The sequence below is a fragment of the Lactobacillus kefiranofaciens genome (assembly GCF_900103655.1).
GTDB lineage: Bacteria > Bacillota > Bacilli > Lactobacillales > Lactobacillaceae > Lactobacillus > Lactobacillus kefiranofaciens.
The window spans coordinates 1-15,947 of the sequence record NZ_FMXC01000019.1; the positions used below are offsets into that span (position 1 = coordinate 1).

The 15,947-nt window shown below is 39.2% G+C and carries 14 protein-coding genes, 1 tRNA gene, 2 pseudogenes and 1 riboswitch; of the genes and pseudogenes, 4 read left to right on the top strand and 13 right to left on the bottom strand.

Going from position 1 to position 15,947, the window contains the following annotated elements:
* The 9 genes and pseudogenes from BLP58_RS11925 to trpS all read right to left on the bottom strand — a co-directional run.
* A pseudogene (locus BLP58_RS11925) lies at positions 1-160 on the bottom strand (ISLre2 family transposase); the annotation flags it as partial.
* A gap of 139 nt (positions 161-299) precedes the next feature.
* The gene (rsmA, locus tag BLP58_RS07540; protein WP_013855274.1) at positions 300-1,184 is read right to left on the bottom strand and encodes a 16S rRNA (adenine(1518)-N(6)/adenine(1519)-N(6))-dimethyltransferase RsmA; all 885 of its coding nucleotides are present in this window, start codon (positions 1,182-1,184) and stop codon (positions 300-302) included.
* Entirely contained in the window at positions 1,174-1,740 is a 567-nt protein-coding gene (gene rnmV / locus BLP58_RS07545; protein ID WP_013855273.1) for a ribonuclease M5, read from the bottom strand. Before rnmV ends, rsmA begins: the two co-directional genes overlap by 11 nt.
* Positions 1,727-2,496, bottom strand: a pseudogene (locus BLP58_RS07550) (TatD family hydrolase). The gene rnmV and the pseudogene BLP58_RS07550 overlap by 14 nt, the downstream one beginning before the upstream one ends.
* Entirely contained in the window at positions 2,496-4,472 is a 1,977-nt protein-coding gene (gene metG, locus BLP58_RS07555; protein ID WP_013855271.1) for a methionine--tRNA ligase, read from the bottom strand. Before metG ends, BLP58_RS07550 begins: the two are co-directional and overlap by 1 nt.
* 97 nt (positions 4,473-4,569) lie before the next feature.
* Positions 4,570-7,233 carry a magnesium-translocating P-type ATPase gene (gene mgtA / locus BLP58_RS07560; protein WP_056956887.1) on the bottom strand — a complete coding sequence of 888 codons (2,664 nt, stop codon included), beginning with the start codon at positions 7,231-7,233 and terminating at the stop codon, positions 4,570-4,572.
* A gap of 83 nt (positions 7,234-7,316) precedes the next feature.
* A riboswitch (M-box (ykoK) riboswitch) is annotated at positions 7,317-7,480 on the bottom strand.
* A gap of 51 nt (positions 7,481-7,531) precedes the next feature.
* A complete protein-coding gene (locus BLP58_RS07565) occupies positions 7,532-8,173 on the bottom strand; it encodes a TPM domain-containing protein (protein ID WP_013855268.1) in 642 nt (213 codons plus the stop codon).
* Complete coding sequence (locus BLP58_RS07570) at positions 8,130-8,609, bottom strand: deoxycytidylate deaminase (RefSeq protein WP_013855267.1); 480 nt, start codon at positions 8,607-8,609, stop codon at positions 8,130-8,132. Before BLP58_RS07570 ends, BLP58_RS07565 begins: the two co-directional genes overlap by 44 nt.
* Positions 8,610-8,629: 20 nt before the next feature.
* A complete protein-coding gene (trpS, locus tag BLP58_RS07575; RefSeq protein ID WP_013855266.1) occupies positions 8,630-9,652 on the bottom strand; it encodes a tryptophan--tRNA ligase in 1,023 nt (340 codons plus the stop codon).
* A gap of 118 nt (positions 9,653-9,770) precedes the next feature.
* Between trpS and BLP58_RS07580 the strand changes: the two genes are divergently transcribed.
* Together BLP58_RS07580 and BLP58_RS07585 are read left to right on the top strand one after the other, a co-directional pair.
* Entirely contained in the window at positions 9,771-10,367 is a 597-nt protein-coding gene (locus BLP58_RS07580) for an SOS response-associated peptidase family protein (RefSeq protein WP_013855265.1), read from the top strand.
* A gap of 42 nt (positions 10,368-10,409) precedes the next feature.
* Positions 10,410-10,480, top strand: a tRNA-Gly gene (locus BLP58_RS07585).
* A 60-nt stretch (positions 10,481-10,540) separates the two neighbouring features.
* Here the strand turns inward: BLP58_RS07585 and BLP58_RS07590 are convergent.
* Positions 10,541-11,203: a CPBP family intramembrane glutamic endopeptidase gene (locus tag BLP58_RS07590; protein WP_013855264.1), complete on the bottom strand. Its 663-nt coding sequence runs from the start codon at positions 11,201-11,203 to the stop codon at positions 10,541-10,543.
* A gap of 78 nt (positions 11,204-11,281) precedes the next feature.
* Complete coding sequence (gene greA / locus BLP58_RS07595; RefSeq protein ID WP_013855263.1) at positions 11,282-11,743, bottom strand: transcription elongation factor GreA; 462 nt, start codon at positions 11,741-11,743, stop codon at positions 11,282-11,284.
* Positions 11,744-11,964: 221 nt separating this feature from the next.
* On the opposite strand from greA, the gene BLP58_RS07600 reads away from it, so the two are divergent.
* Positions 11,965-12,390 carry an Hsp20/alpha crystallin family protein gene (locus BLP58_RS07600; RefSeq protein ID WP_013855262.1) on the top strand — a complete coding sequence of 142 codons (426 nt, stop codon included), beginning with the start codon at positions 11,965-11,967 and terminating at the stop codon, positions 12,388-12,390.
* Between the two features lie 139 nt (positions 12,391-12,529).
* Positions 12,530-13,846: a C1 family peptidase gene (locus tag BLP58_RS07605; protein WP_013855261.1), complete on the top strand. Its 1,317-nt coding sequence runs from the start codon at positions 12,530-12,532 to the stop codon at positions 13,844-13,846.
* Between the two features lie 81 nt (positions 13,847-13,927).
* On the opposite strand, the gene BLP58_RS07610 is transcribed toward BLP58_RS07605, so the two are convergent.
* Together BLP58_RS07610 and BLP58_RS07615 are read right to left on the bottom strand one after the other, a co-directional pair.
* Positions 13,928-14,869: an ABC transporter ATP-binding protein gene (locus tag BLP58_RS07610; RefSeq protein WP_013855260.1), complete on the bottom strand. Its 942-nt coding sequence runs from the start codon at positions 14,867-14,869 to the stop codon at positions 13,928-13,930.
* Positions 14,870-14,889: 20 nt separating this feature from the next.
* Complete coding sequence (locus BLP58_RS07615; protein WP_013855259.1) at positions 14,890-15,945, bottom strand: ABC transporter ATP-binding protein; 1,056 nt, start codon at positions 15,943-15,945, stop codon at positions 14,890-14,892.
* Between the last annotated feature and the right edge of the window lie 2 nt (positions 15,946-15,947).

The window sequence follows — 15,947 nt, forward strand, 5'->3', positions numbered from 1 at the left end:
TTTTAGTTTCTTCAACTAAGCCGGCATCAACTTCTTCTAGTGCTAATTTTATTAATTCTCTAATCAAACCAAAGAAGTAGCACATTAATGCCTTTTCACGAGCAATAACATTATTTTCAGACTTAATAATTTTCACGATATCAGTTATAATAGATTCCATAAAAGACCAGCTTCTAATGTGTTTTTTGTTCTTAACATCAGACTACTGGTCTTTTTGTTTGAGCTCAAGTCTAAATTCAAAGGACTTGAGCTTTTTTAATTAATTATTCAACTTACCGCAAAAAATTATACACTTAGCACTACTTCCTATGTACATTTCTAGCAATTTTAATAAATTGTTTAATTGTTAAATCTTCCGGGCGAATCCGTGGATCAACGCCTAATTCCTTAATTAGGGCCTCTCTTGTCGTATTATCAGGAACTAATGCCTTCAAGTTGTTGTTCAGCGTCTTTCTTCTTTGTGCAAAGCACATCTTAACTACCCAAACGAAATGCTGTCGATTACCAATCACAGGCTTATCTTTAAGCGGAGTTAAGACAACTACGCTAGAGTCTACCTTGGGCCGTGGCATGAATGAATTATGACTTACCTGCAGAGCCAGGTTTACCTTCATTTCTGTTTGAACAGAAATTGTTAATGGACCATATTCTTTATTGCCAGGACTAGCTTCTAATCTTTCCGCAACTTCTTTTTGCATCATTAAGGTCAAACTAGCAAAGTGCAGATCTGACTCGGCTAAAGCAAAAATAATTGGCGTCGTAATGTAGTACGGCAAATTAGCCACTACCTTAATTGGCTTTTTCAGATCAAAGAAGCCTGCCAAATCCTCTTTAAAATTAGCCTTCAAAACATCTTTCAGCAGCAATTTAAAGCGTTGGCTTAACGGTTGATTGTCAATTTTGGGGGGCAATTCATTTTGCAAAATTTCAGGCAAGCTGTCGTCTACCTCATAAGCGAAAACTTTGGCTCCAGCTAAAAGCAATTGCTCAGTTAATGAACCAATTCCTGGGCCGATTTCAATAACTTGATCATTCGGCTGAATATCTGCTGCTTGTACGATACCTAAAATAGCCGCTTGATCAACCAAAAAGTTCTGCCCTAAATTTTTCTTAGCTTTAACGAAGTAACGATTAATAATTGCTTGCGTTCTAACAGGGGAACCAATTGGAATATTATTTGCCATCCTTTGCCTCCTTCACTGCCACTCTCAATTCATTAAGCGAAATGCCAAAGGTATGCAAACGGTTATAAAACTGCTTGGAATTACCGTAACCAACACTTAGTTTAATTCCTACTTGTTCACGCAACTTGCGCGAACCACTGCCACCAGCTAGACCCAAATTGCGGTACGCGTCTTCGGTTAAATCACTCTTTTGTGGCTCAACTTCATGCAAATCGCCTAAGGCTCTAGTTAATGCTTCCTTTGAAGCATGTTCTACGCCTAAGCTACCCTTTTTATGAGGCTCGCCTTCTTTGCGCGTGATAAAGGCTTGCTTAGCATTAGGCACAGCGTTCGTCACAATTCTTCTAATACGCTCACCGTTAAAATCCGGATCGGTAAAGACAATAATTTGTCTTGTTTTACTTAGTTTTTTAATCTGTGCCAACACTTTATCTGAAACGGCTGAACCATTAGTTTCAATCGTTTCAATTCCAGGGAAAAACTGCTTTAAACGGATAGTATCGTCTTTTCCCTCGACAACGATTACCGCATCAAAATTCTTTTTATTCAAGCCCATAAACTCTCACTGTATTCTTATATGTAGCATCTGCAACTTCCGCAAGTGGAATATCTCTCAATTTAGCAATAGCTTCAGCCACATATCGCACGTAACCCGTTTCATTTTGCCGACCACGATATGGCTTAGGCGTTAAATATGGGGCGCATCAGTCTCTACTAGAATTCGATCAAGTGGCGCAGCCTTGGCGCTCTCATGCACTTCAATAGCCTTAGTAAAGGAAACTACGCCCGAATATGAGAAGTAGACATTCAAATTAAGGAACTTATTCAGCCAATCAACACCACCATTAAAACTATGCAAAATAGCGCCATACTCTAGATTACTGTTTTTCAAAATGTCATAGCAATCTGGAAATGCATCTCTGGTATGGATATCAACCGGCATCTTCAAGTCATGTGCCACTTCAATCTGGCGAGCAAATACTTCTCGCTGCACGTCACGCGGAGATTCATCCCAATAATAATCCAGGCCAATCTCACCCATGGCAACGACTTTTGGCATCTTTAATTGCTTAATCAACTCATCTTCAGCCTTTTGATCGTAGTCCTTAGCGACATCAGGACAGTAGCCTACCATTGCGTAAACATTATCGAATTTTTGTGCTAAATCAACTGCCCGCTGATTAAAGTCAGGATCTTGACCAGCACAAATCACTTTGGTCACGCCTAAAGCTTTAGCTCGGACAAGATAATACTGCTCTTTACCGCGAAAAGGTTCATCATTTAAATGAGTATGATTGTCAATAATCTCCATTAACCTAATTCAGCTCCAACTGCATGCTCATCACCGACAATAGCCAACTTGATCTCGCCATTCTTTTCACTAGATAAAAGCATGCCTTCACTCAAGTGTCCTAACATCTTCCGTGGCTTTAAGTTAGTAACAGCCAAAACTTTCTTATCAAGCAATTCGCTAGCATCTGGATAAAACTTGCGGATACCACTTAAAATTTGACGTTCCTTGCCATCGCCAAAGTCCAATTTGAACATGAGCAATTTCTTTGAGCCTTGAACAGGTTCTACTGACAAGATTTGACCCACTTGAATCTTAACCTTATCAAAATCATCAATGGTAATTTCTTTACCCTTCTTTTGCTCGCTTCTAGTAGTCTTCTTTGGTTTAGCCTTAGCCATTTCGTCTTTAATGTATTTAACTTCTTCTTCAGCCTTAAGTCTTGGGAAGATTGGCTTTGGCTTTTCCACTACCTTAACATTCCAGGCAAAGTCACCAAAGGCCAACTTTCTTTGCTCGTGATCACCCCAGTTTAAGCCCAGTTGATAGAACATCTTAGGAGCAGTCTCAGTCATTACCGGCGCAATCATCACGGCAATTAAACGTAAGCTTTCCGCTAAGTTAGACATTACGCGAGAAAGCTCTTCAGTCTTGCCTTCCTTGTTCAATACCCAAGGGGTAGTTTCATCAATGTACTTATTAGCACGACTTACCAATTTCCAAATACTATCTAAAGCGTGTGAAAAGTGCAATGAGTCCATGTACTCTCTGTAATCATTAATGACGCTAGCTGCAGTATTTTGTAAATCTTCGCCAAATTCATCCTGCGCAATAGCAGTAGCAGCAACATGACCATCTTGATATTGGTTGATCATGGAAACAGTACGGTTTAACAAATTGCCCAAGTCGTTAGCCAAATCATAATTGATTCTTTCAATAAAGTCTTCTGGCGTAAAGATTCCATCAGCACCAAAAGGAAGAGCACGCATTAAGTAATAGCGCAGTGGGTCAACCCCGTAGCGGCTCGTCAATGATTCTGGGTAAACAGCGTTGCCTTTAGATTTGGACATCTTGCCATCTTTCATCAATACCCAACCATGGCCGATGATATGCTTAGGAAGTGGCAAACCTAATGCCATCAACATAATTGGCCAATAAATAGTGTGGAAGCGAACGATTTCCTTACCTACCAAGTGAACATCAGCAGGCCAGTACTTCTTGAATAATGAATCATCATCTGAACCATAACCTAAAGCAGTAATATAGTTGGACAAAGCATCAATCCAAACATAAACCACGTGCTTAGGATCGCTTGGCACAGGAATACCCCAGTCAACCGTGGTCCGCGTTACGGAAAGGTCTTCCAAGCCTGGCTTAATAAAGTTGTTGATCATTTCATTTTCACGGGAATGAGGCAAGATAAAGTCAGGATGTTCCTTGTAGTATTCAACCAAACGATCGGCATACTTGCTCATCTTGAAGAAGTAGGATGGTTCCTTAACCAAGCGCACGTCATGACCACTTGGTGCCTTACCACCGATGACGTTTCCATCATCATCCTTGTAAACTTCAGCTAATTGGGATTCAGTGAAGTATTCTTCATCTTCAACTGAGTACCAGCCAGTGTATTCGCCTAAGTAAATATCACCTTGTTTTAAAAGTTTTTCAAAAATCTTTTGGACAGCTACCACATGTTGCTTATCCGTAGTTCTAATGAACTTGTCGTAAGAAATATCCAGACTCTTCCATAATTTCTTATAAGAAGCAGCCATCTTATCTACGAATTCTTGTGGCTTGATGCCTTGTGCTTCGGCCTTTTGCTCAATCTTCAAGCCGTGCTCGTCAGTACCAGTCAAGAAGAAGGTATCATAGCCTTGACTGCGTTTGTAGCGGGCCATGGTGTCAGCTGCAATTGTCGTATAAGCATTACCGATAGTTAATCTACCAGAGGGATAGTAAATTGGGGTTGTAATATAAAAAGTATCTTTATCAGCCATTAATTGTCATACTCCTTTATTCGTCTAAAATATCTATTCTATCTTACCATGAAATCTAAAAAGGAATTGACCCAAATAAAGCTAATTCCTTCTTTAATTAAAATTTTTCTTTTTTCAAATATAACTTTTTCACCACGGTTGTCAGTAAAACATAAATAATTTCCAAAACCACCACAAACAATGAAAAACTTAACGGTAGCTGCATTAATCCTAGATTAGGACCTATATTAGAAGAAGGCAATGCACTGCCAAATAAGGCTAAAGCCAACGTGACCAAAAAAACAAGCGGTGTGGCGCGCTGTTTAAAGAATGGAAATCTCTCATCACGCAAAACATGAATTACCATTGACCGCGTCCACAGCGATTCTACAAAAATTCCTGAATAAAATAATGATACAAAGACCCAATGATGATAATTAGTTCCTACTAGATTAGGGCAAAACCAATAAAACATCCCCGCCATTGCAATAAAGTCAATAATCGCCGGAATTGGGCCAAAGTTCAACACAAATTTAGGCCACTTTTTAATTGACCACTTTTGCGGCTTTTTGACATAGTTCTTTGACACGCTATCAAATGGAATCGCTAAACAACTGATACTATATAACAGATTTAGGATTAATAGCTGCAAAGGCAATAATGGCAAAAATGGCAAAATCAGAGATGACACCACCATTGCAATCATGCTGCCAAAATCAGTTACTAAGAAGGTCTTGATATACTTCATCGTATTGGAAAAGACCTTCCTCCCCATGATGATCATTTCTTCAAGCAGTTGTAAGTCCTTCTGCTCAAAGACAATATCCGCGGACTCCTTAATGATATCTACCGCGTTATTCGACGTGATCATCACATCAGCAACATTCATCGCCAAAGCGTCCTTATTGCCATTGCCCATATAGCCAACGGTATGACCATTTTGCTTCAAGGCATTGATAATCTTAGTCCGCAACTCTGGTGTTAGACGCACGAAAATATCACATTTCTCTACAATTTCGGCCAATTCATTCGGCGTAGCTGCCTCAATTTGTTGACCGTCATACACCGTATCGACATTTAAGCCAACTTGTAAGGCAACTGCACGCGTAACGGCTTCATTGTCACCGGTAAAGATTTTGACATTCACATTATCGTTTTTCAGCTCCTGAAGAGCTTCTTTGGTACTTTCTTTAGGTGGATCCAGGTAAGCCAAATAACCGATGATCGTTAAATCAGTTTCATCTTTAGCAGAAAATTCTCCCACAGGAGCAGGATTAAGCTTATAACCGATTAATAATACGCGCAGACCATCATCATTTAATTCATTAATCTGATTTAAAATTTTCTTGCGCCAAGCTGCAGTTAGATCTTCAGTTTTACCATTTAGTTCAATCTTGCTAGAAATATCAAGCATCCCTTCTGCCGCACCTTTAGTTACCAATAAGTGCTGACCGTGATGCTCATCATTATCGACAACCACGACGCTCATTCTTTTACGAGTATAGTCAAATGGAATCTCATCGATCTTGTTATAGTCACGCTGAATTTCATTGACATCTAATTCATCTCCAGCCGCGTCAATGACCGCCTTATCAATTAAGCCCTTCATGCCCGTTTGATAATACGCATTCAAATATGAGAATTTCAAAATTCGTGGCGTTTCATCCATATCAAGATCATAGTGTCGCTCTAATACAACCTGATTCTGTGTCAATGTTCCTGTCTTATCAATACAAAAGACATCGGTCGAACCTAGATTCTGAATAGCATTCAATTGCTTCACCATGGCACCTTGCTTAGACATTTCAAGCGCACCCTTTTTCAAGTTGCTATTCACGATAATTGGCAAAACTTCCGGCGTTAATCCCACGGCAGCAGCCAAAGCGAAGACGAGACTTTCACCCCAATCTCCTTTAGTAAGACCATTAATAATAAATAATAGTGGCACTAAAATTGCGGTTGCAATAATCAAAATCTTCGCTAACTGCTTCATTTCACGATCGAATAAAGTAGTTTTCACCTTTTTGCGGGAAATTTCTTGTACTTTTTTGCCAAAAACGATGTTGTTGCCTACAGCAAAGATGATGCCACTGCCAGACCCAGAGACGACCGTTGTACCCTCATATAAAATATTGGGATAATTCAGATAATCAGCCAACATTTTCGGCTTCAGGGCTACGTTAGCCATTTTTTCGGCAGGCTCAGGATCACCATCTAGATAACTAGAAGAACAGAAGAGGTCTTTACTCGTCAATAACTTCATATCCGCTGGGATCATATCACCAGCCGACAGGTTAATCACGTCTCCTACTACAACCTCATCGGTAGGCAGTTCCACGTTGTCGCCATCACGACGAATGTTAGTAGTGACTGAAACCATATCAAGCAATTTTTCCGTAACTTTGGCAATTCTAATTTTTTGAACAAAATTAACCACTACTGAAATAATCAATAGGACTGCCATGACAATGACTGTATCTACGTTATCGCCTTGCGGCACTAAGATATAACTGGTAAACAAAGTGGCCAACGTCAAGATAATCAGCACTACTGTAAATGGCGTAGCGATTGATTCCCAGAATAAGCGCCATTTCGACGCGTTAACATTGTTTCTTATCTCGTTTTTGCCATATTCTTTTCTATTTTCTTCAGCCTTATTGGTGGAAAGCCCTTCTGCACTAGCTTGCAACCTCGCTAGCGTCTCACTACGCGATTCACGAGCAATCTGTTGAATTCTACGAATGTCGACATTCAAACGCTTTTTACTAGCTGCTTTTAACATTCTTTGCCCCTCTCATTCAGATTGACAAGCAAACAAAAAAGCCACCTGCTATTACTGCAGGTGACTCAACGCCAAACAAGGCTTTGTCATACTCATCGTTCAGTTTTAACACTACGTGACGTAAGCACATGCTAGCTATCTGGATCTCGCCTTAAATCGACGACACCTATTTAACCCGTTGGCATCTCTGGATGTTTCTGGGCGATAGCGTGTGTTCACATAGGAGTCTCACCTAACAGTTTTTTCGCTAACTATATCTATAAAAAGTGTAAGGATTAAGCCACAATAAGTCAAGCCGTTATTTAGGTGAAGATATATTGCGGTGACCAAATTTCTTTAGCACATAGACGATCCCCATGATTAAAAATGCTAGTGCCAAGGCAATAGGTAAGGCTACGCTATGCGGATGCGAAATCTTATTTTGTTCCGCACTAGTTAAATCATATTTGTCCAATGCATATTGATATTGCTGGTCAACCCGGGTAGCACAAGCGCGAAAGACAAAACGCAAGCCTTCATTAAAAGTATTTTTATTATTGCTGCGCAATTTATTAACTTCAGCACGCAAAATATTGGCTCTGGTATCAGCCGTAAAGGCACCATGCAAATCTTTAGTAGAAAAAATTTGCACATTGCGCTTTTTGCCCTTTTGTCCTACTACAATAAAAACACTACGTTTAGAGTGATCTAATGCCTTCGGTGTTAGCTTGTTCAAACGCTTAACCGTGATCACCGTGATCTGTGGCTGCTCTTTAGTTTGAAAGTAACGATTATTCTTTTCGGTAATTAATGTCTTAGTCTCTTTATTTAATAAGTGGAGATTATCTTCAATATTGTCCTGGATAAAACCAGTAGTAGTTAAAAATACTGCTACTAAGCCAACCAGCCAAAGTAGACTAATTTTCGTCTTCTTCAAGTTTATGAGCCAGGCTTTCCACATATTTGCGATCGATCTTAATTTGTTCATATGGTACCCCACAATCATGAAGCAGCTGCATTGCCAGAGGATTGTCACGATAATCAAAATAATAATTGATCTCTTTCACGCCTGCTTGCAATAATGACTTGCAGCAATTATAACAAGGAAAATGCGTGACGTAGATCTCGGTATTTTCTGTAGAAACGCCAAACTTGGCACATTGAATAATTGCATTCATTTCTGAATGAATTGTTCTTACACAGTGACCATCCACCATTTGGTGACCAACATCATCGCAATGCGGCTGCCCGGAAACGGAACCATTATAGCCCGTACCGATAATGCGATTGCCCTTTACTAAGACGCTCCCCACTAAAGCTCGATTACAGGTAGACCGCTGGGCAATCACCAAGGCTTGCATCATAAAATATTGTTTCCAAGGAATTCGATCATGCATGACTTTACCTCAACTCGATCTTATCTATTCTTAAAATAGTTCAAACCAATCGCATCACGAACTTGCTCTAAAGTAGCGTTAGCAACTTGGTTGGCCTTCTTTGAGCCTTCTAAGAGCATTTCATAAACTGCATCTTCATCTTGAGCAAACTTCTCACGGCGTTCACGAATTGGTGCTAGTTCTGCTTCTAAAACCTTATTCAAATAGCGCTTGATCTTTACATCACCTAAGCCGCCCTTTTGGTATTCGGCCTTAAGTTCAGCTACCTTGTCCTTATCTGGATCAAAGACATCGAGATAAGTGAAGACAGTGTTGCCTTCTACCTTGCCTGGATCTTCTACATGAACGTGGTCAGGATCAGTGAACATAGACATAACTTTCTTTTGAACGGTCTTGGCATCGTCTGATAAGTAAATGCAATTGCCTAATGATTTGGACATCTTAGCGTTGCCATCAAGACCTGGCAGACGACCTTGACCCTTAGGTGGGAAGTAGCCCTTAGGTCCTACTAAAACGTCGGTCTTGTAAACTCGATTGAAGGTTCTGACAATTTCACGTGTTTGTTCCAGCATTGGCTCTTGATCATCCCCAACTGGAATAACAGTCGCCTTAAATGCAGTAATATCAGCTGCTTGAGAAACTGGATAGTTCAAAAAGCCAACAGGAATAGAATCCTTGAAATCCTTTTGCTTAATTTCAGTCTTAACGGTTGGATTTCTTTCCAAACGTGCAACCGTTACTAAGTCCATGTAGTAAGCAGTTAATTCAAACAAAGCTGGGATTTGGGATTGAACATAGATCGTTGATTTTTCTGGGTCAAGACCAACGGCCAAATAGTCTAATGCTACTTGAACTAAAGAATTGCGAATCTTTTCAGGATTGCGGGCATTATCGGTTAAAGCCTGCGTATCCGCGATCATGATATAAGGATCGTATTTACCTGAATTTTGTAATTTTACTCGATTCTTTAAGGAGCCAATATAATGTCCAATGTGGAGCTTACCAGTAGGACGATCTCCCGTTAATAAAATTTCTTTTGCCATAAATTTTGCTCTTCTCTATCTAATAAATTCTTATTTTTTCATTATAAAGTCGTTTAATCACTTAATTTTAACAAAAAATAGGCTACTATTAAACTACCAGCAAAGAAAGGATTCCCTTATGTGTAACCAGTTTCGTCTACCTGACCTAAAACAAATTCAAAAATATCTTAAGCAAGATTTAGCCTTGCCATTAGTTGAACCAAAAATTGATGTAGAAGCTAAAGACATCTTCCCCAATCAGACGGCACCTGTTTTGCTTTTTCAAAATAATCAATTGCAATTAATCAATAAAAATTGGGGTTATCCTAGCCCGGTTGATGAGCATAAGCCTTTGTTTAATGCCAGAATTGAGCGTTTTTATGAAGCTAAGCCTTCAATGTGGGACCAGTCTTTTGCTAAACAGCGCTGCATTATCTTGACCAGCGAATTCTTTGAATATGCTAAAAAGACATACCAAGCATCAAACGGCAGAAAGTATCATGAACGCTACGGTTTTAAAACCGAGAATCCCATTACATTGATTGCAGGAATCTATGATCAAAACAATTTTGCCATGGTAACTACTGATCCTAACCAGGACATGCGACCAATCCATAATCGAATGCCCCTGGTCATTGAGCCTAATGAATTACGTCGCTGGCTTTTCCAAAACTTCACTAGCTTAATTGATCGACAAAATATTCACTTAACTGTTCAAAAACAAGCAAAAAAATAATTGGTTTCTTTAGCTAAAGCATGATAAAATAGAATTTGTATTGCGGGTATAGTTAAATGGTAGAACGACAGCTTCCCAAGCTGTAGATGCGGGTTCGATTCACGCTATCCGCTTTTTTTACAAAAATAAAAGGATGAGAATTAATTTTCTCATCCTTTTTGCTTGTCTAATTTTTAAATCATAATTACAGTTAACACACCACTGACAATAGCTAGGTACATTGGCATCCAAATGGTTTGCGTATAAAGATAGCTCCACGCATACAGCATGCCATACACGGCTTCTACTGCTAGCAGCAAGGGCGAACTCTGAAAATTCAACACGCTGAAAATAACCCCTGACACGATTATCCCCAAGATTGCTGCCTTTTTGGTATTAGTGCGAAAAGCATAATTAAACAAAAATCCAGTTGCTAAAAATTCATGCAAGATCGGCAAGATAATTCCTTGAGCCACAATTAGGAACCAAAACATATTGTTTGATTCATTTTTTAAATAAATTAACTCAAAGTCATAATAGCTAATCGCGTGATACGCCTGTAGATATGAGAGTGAAATTCGCGTGGCCGTGATTACTAAAGTAAGCAAGACAACTGTCGACATATTGCCCAGCCAAGGCAATTGAAAATCACGCGAGAAAAAGCGCTGCTCACGATTAAAACGATATATGTAAAAAAGTAAAATCATTGCTGTAATTAGGCCGAATAAAATCAAGTCCCATATACGCAGCGGCGACTTCCTGGTGACTAATTTCACTACTGCAAATACCATCACATAGCCGATCAGATAAACTGCATAGCGAATAACATTGCCTTCTCTAGACTGTGGCGTATTCAAAGCCTTCACTCCTAATCTGAATTGTACCCTACAAAACCCATATTATACCAAAAAAGTACAGCTTATTGAATACATAGCCTATTTAACAGCTACAATCGTGACTTGATAGGCACCTGCTGGAGCTTCCACCTGGACCGTAGTACCAGCTTCTTTTTTCATAATGGCTTGACCTAAAGGCGAATCGAAGGAAACTTTCCCTTCAGCCAGATCAGCTTCCATTCGACCAACAATTTTATATTCTTCAGTTTCATCATCGTCATCAAACTTTAGAACAACGGTTTTGCCTAAATTAACCTTGCCATCATCTTCAGTCTCAACGATTTCGGCATATTTCAATTGCTTGCCTAAATAACGCAAACGACTTTGCAAGTGGCCTAAGTCCCGTTTAGCTTCCGTATATTCCGTATTTTCAGATAAATCACCTAAAGCCCGTGCAGCCTGCAGAATCTTAATTCTTCTTGGCCGATCCTTCTTCAAACGCGCAATTTCATCTTTAATTTGTTGATAGCCTTCCGGCGTCATTTTTTGAAAATATACCATAATAATTCACAATCTTCCTTTGATCATTATTATACAAAAGTTATCCACAAGAGTTAACCGTTGATTTAATAATCTTTTTATCTTTATTTAACACTATATGCTTCTGAGTGCTAAATAGTTTAATTTTGCTGACAAACGACTACAATAATCAGTGTAAGGAAAAAGAGAACGAGTCCTTACGAGATAAGAAAGCAAATAAAAATGAAAGGAAGTTTTGTTATATGGCAAACGATATTATGAATCGTCGTAATGATATGATGGACGCAATGAACGACTGGTTTGGTTTTCCAAGAAATTTCTTTGATGACAGCGAAATTGAAAACATTATGCAATCTGATGTCGCAGAAAACGACAAGGACTACATGGTCAAGATTGATATGCCTGGCATGGACAAGAATAATATCAATGTTAGCTACAAAGATGGCGTCTTAAATGTTAGCGGCTCTAGAAAATCATTTAAGGACACTAGTGACAAAGATCGCAACATTATTCATAAAGAGAGAAGCGAAGGCAGCATCTCAAGAAGCTACAGATTACCAAATGTAGTTGCAACTGACATCCATGCAAAGTATGATAATGGTATATTGACCATCACTTTACCAAAGCAAACTGCTGGCAATAATGGCAATTCTATCCAAATTGATTAATTTATTAGATTATTGCAAGAAATCTAATAAGTGACGGATAAATTCTCTAAAGCGAGTTCAGTAATTGAACCTGCTTTTATTTTGGCTTAAAATAGAGTTAATTTAAGAAAAAATTAAAAAGAATAAAGGAGATTTTTAAATGGCTCATGAATTAACTGTGCAAGAACTAGAAAAGTTCTCTGCTGATTTTAATAAGAATCCTGAAAACCAAGTCGTTGCTCGTGCCGCTCAACGCAGTGGTGTACTCGAAGCTTCTTATAACGACCGCGTACAAAGCAAATTAACCCGTGTCTTCTCAACTGAATTAGACACCGATAATGTGACCAATCAAAAGCACTCAGGTCGTTGCTGGGAATTCGCAACCTTAAATGTTTTGCGCCACGCTTTTGGCAAAAAGTACAAGGCTAAGAACTTCACCTTCTCACAAGCTTACAACTTCTTCTGGGACAAGATTGAACGGGCCAACATGTTCTACAACAGAATCTTGGCTAGTGCCAATATGCCACTTGACTCACGTCAAGTTAAGACTGATTTGGATTTTGCTGGTACTGACGGTGGTCAATTCCAAATGGCCGCAGCCTTAGTAGAAAAATACGGTGTTGTTCCTTCATACGCAATGCCTGAAACCTTCAACACTAATGATACGACTGGTTTTGCGACTGCTTTGGGCGACAAATTAAAGAAAGATGCTTTAGTATTGCGTGAATTAAAACAATACGGCAAGGAAGACGAAATCAAGAAAACTCGTGAAAAATTCTTGAGCCAAGTTTACCAAATGACCGCCATTGCCGTTGGTGAACCACCTAAGAAGTTTGACCTAGAATATCGTGATGACGATAAGAAGTATCACTTAGACAAGAACCTGACCCCATTAGAATTCTTGCACAAGTACTTAGGCGACGTTGACTTTGACGACTACGTTGTTTTAACCAACGCACCTGATCACGAATATGACAAGCTCTATGGTCTTCCAGCAGAAGACAACATTGCTGGTTCAATCAGAATCAAGCTGTTAAACGTACCAATGGAATACTTATCATCAGCTGCCATTGCTCAATTAAAAGATGGTGAAGCTGTTTGGTTTGGTAACGATGTGCTTCGTCAAATGAACCGGAAGAGCGGCTATCTTGATACTAACCTTTACAAGTTAGATGACTTGTTTGGTGTTGATCTTCAGATGTCTAAGGCTGACAGATTAAGAACCGGTGTGGGTCAAGTTTCTCATGCCATGACTTTAGTTGGTGTTGATGAAGATAACGGTGATGTTCGTCAATGGAAGGTTGAAAACTCATGGGGTGACAAGTCTGGTGCTAAAGGCTTCTACGTCATGAATAATGACTGGTTCAAGGACTATGTTTACGAAGTTGTTGTTCACAAGAAGTACTTGACTAAGAAGCAACAAGAACTTGCGGAAGGTCCAATTACTGACTTGCCTGCTTGGGATTCATTAGCTTAAGCTTAATAATAAAAAGCAAATTAAAAGACTTAATTAGTGTTCAAATCACTGAATTAAGTCTTTTTCTTTATGTTTTAATTTCTACTCGTAACTAGCAGCTACTTCTTCATAATGCTGTACTTCATCTTCACTACAACGAACAAAATGTCCGGGACGGATTTCATGCATGCTACGTTCTTTACCGTCCATTTCTTCTTTTTGAGCATCATATGGAATTCGTGTTCTTGAGCGTTCAATTTCTGGATCAGGGATTGGTACTGCAGAAATTAAACTCTTCGTATAATCATGCAATGGCCGGTCATAAACATCATCGGCCGGACCAACTTCAAGCAACTTACCATAGTGCATAACCCCAATTCGATCAGAAATAAATTTAACCATCGACAAGTCATGCGCGATAAATAAGTAAGTTAAATTACGCTTCTTTTGCAATTCAATCATCAAGTTAACTACTTGTGCCTGAATTGAAACGTCCAAAGCAGAAATTGGCTCATCAGCTACGATAAACTTAGGCTCTACCGCTAACACACGAGCAATTCCGATTCTTTGCCGCTGACCACCTGAGAATTCATGTGGGAAACGACTAGCATGGCTTTTATTCAAACCAACCGTTTCCAGCAGCTCTTCTACTCGCTTACTTCTTTCTTCCTTGTTATTGACTAAATGGTGAATGTCTAACCCTTCAGCGATAATATCTTCAACGGTCATTCTAGGATTAAGTGAAGCATATGGATCCTGAAAAATCATTTGGGCATCCCTAGTAAAAGCAAGTTTATCTGCCCTACTTTTTAAATTTTCTACGTTCTTACCTTCAAAAATAATCTCACCGCTAGTTGGCTTATACAATTGTAAAATTGAACGACCGGTAGTGGTTTTACCTGATCCTGATTCACCTACTAGTCCAAAGGTTTCACCTTCATAGATATCAAAACTGACATCGTCTACAGCCTTGGTAACATTACGGCCATTTTTAAAGTATTGTTTTAGATGTTTTACTTCCAAAATTTTCTTTTGTTCTGGCATAAAAATCTCCTTTGCTGCGACTATTCAGTCTTTATCAATTCATCTAGTTTCATTGAATCATATTTCTTCCAACGTCTTTGAATTTCTGCTGGTGGCTCAACTTTAGGCGCACCTGGGGCAAGCAACCACGTTGCTGCATAATGCGTATTAGTTACTTTGAAGAATGGTGGCTTTTGCTCAACATCAATTTTCATAGCATATTTATTTCTCGGAGCAAAGGGATCTCCCTTAGGCGGATCAAGCAAGTTAGGCGGCGTCCCTGGAATTGATTCCAAAGTATCACTATCAAGAGTAGGCATAGAATTAATCAAGCCCCAAGTATATGGATGTTGCGGATCATAAAAGATTTCATCTACGCTGCCGAATTCCAAAAATTCGCCAGCATACATTACAGCTACTCGGTCTGCCATTCCAGCAACCACACCCAAATCATGCGTAATGAAAATAATTGAGGTCTTAACCCGCTTTTGCAAATCTTTCATTAAGTCCAAAATTTCTGCTTGAACAGTTACGTCTAAAGCGGTAGTTGGCTCATCAGCCAATAAAATTTCTGGCTCACAAATCAAGGCAATTGCGATCACGATTCTTTGTCTCATCCCACCTGAGAACTGGTGAGGATACTCATTGATTCGTTCCTCAGCGTTAGGAATCCCAACTGCCTTCATCATTTCCAAAGCCTTTGCCCAAGCCTTCTTTTTGGAAACACCTTTATGCTTAATTAACGGTTCAGCAATTTGTTGACCAATTTTCATCGTAGGGTCAAGTGAAGTCATTGGATCCTGAAAAATCATTGAGATTTCATTACCCCGAATTTTTTGCATTTCTTTTTCAGGCAAATCTAGCAAATTCTTACCATGAAAATTAATCTCACCACCCTCAATTTGGGCATTTCTAGCTAAAAGCCCAATAATACTACGGGTAGTAACTGATTTCCCTGAACCTGATTCGCCTACAATGGCTAACGTTTCACCTTTATTTAAGTGAAAGGACACATCACGAATTGCCTTAACCTCACCAGCGTAAGTGTGAAAATCAATTTTTAAATTTTTAACATCTAAAACTCTTTCTTCTGGCATTT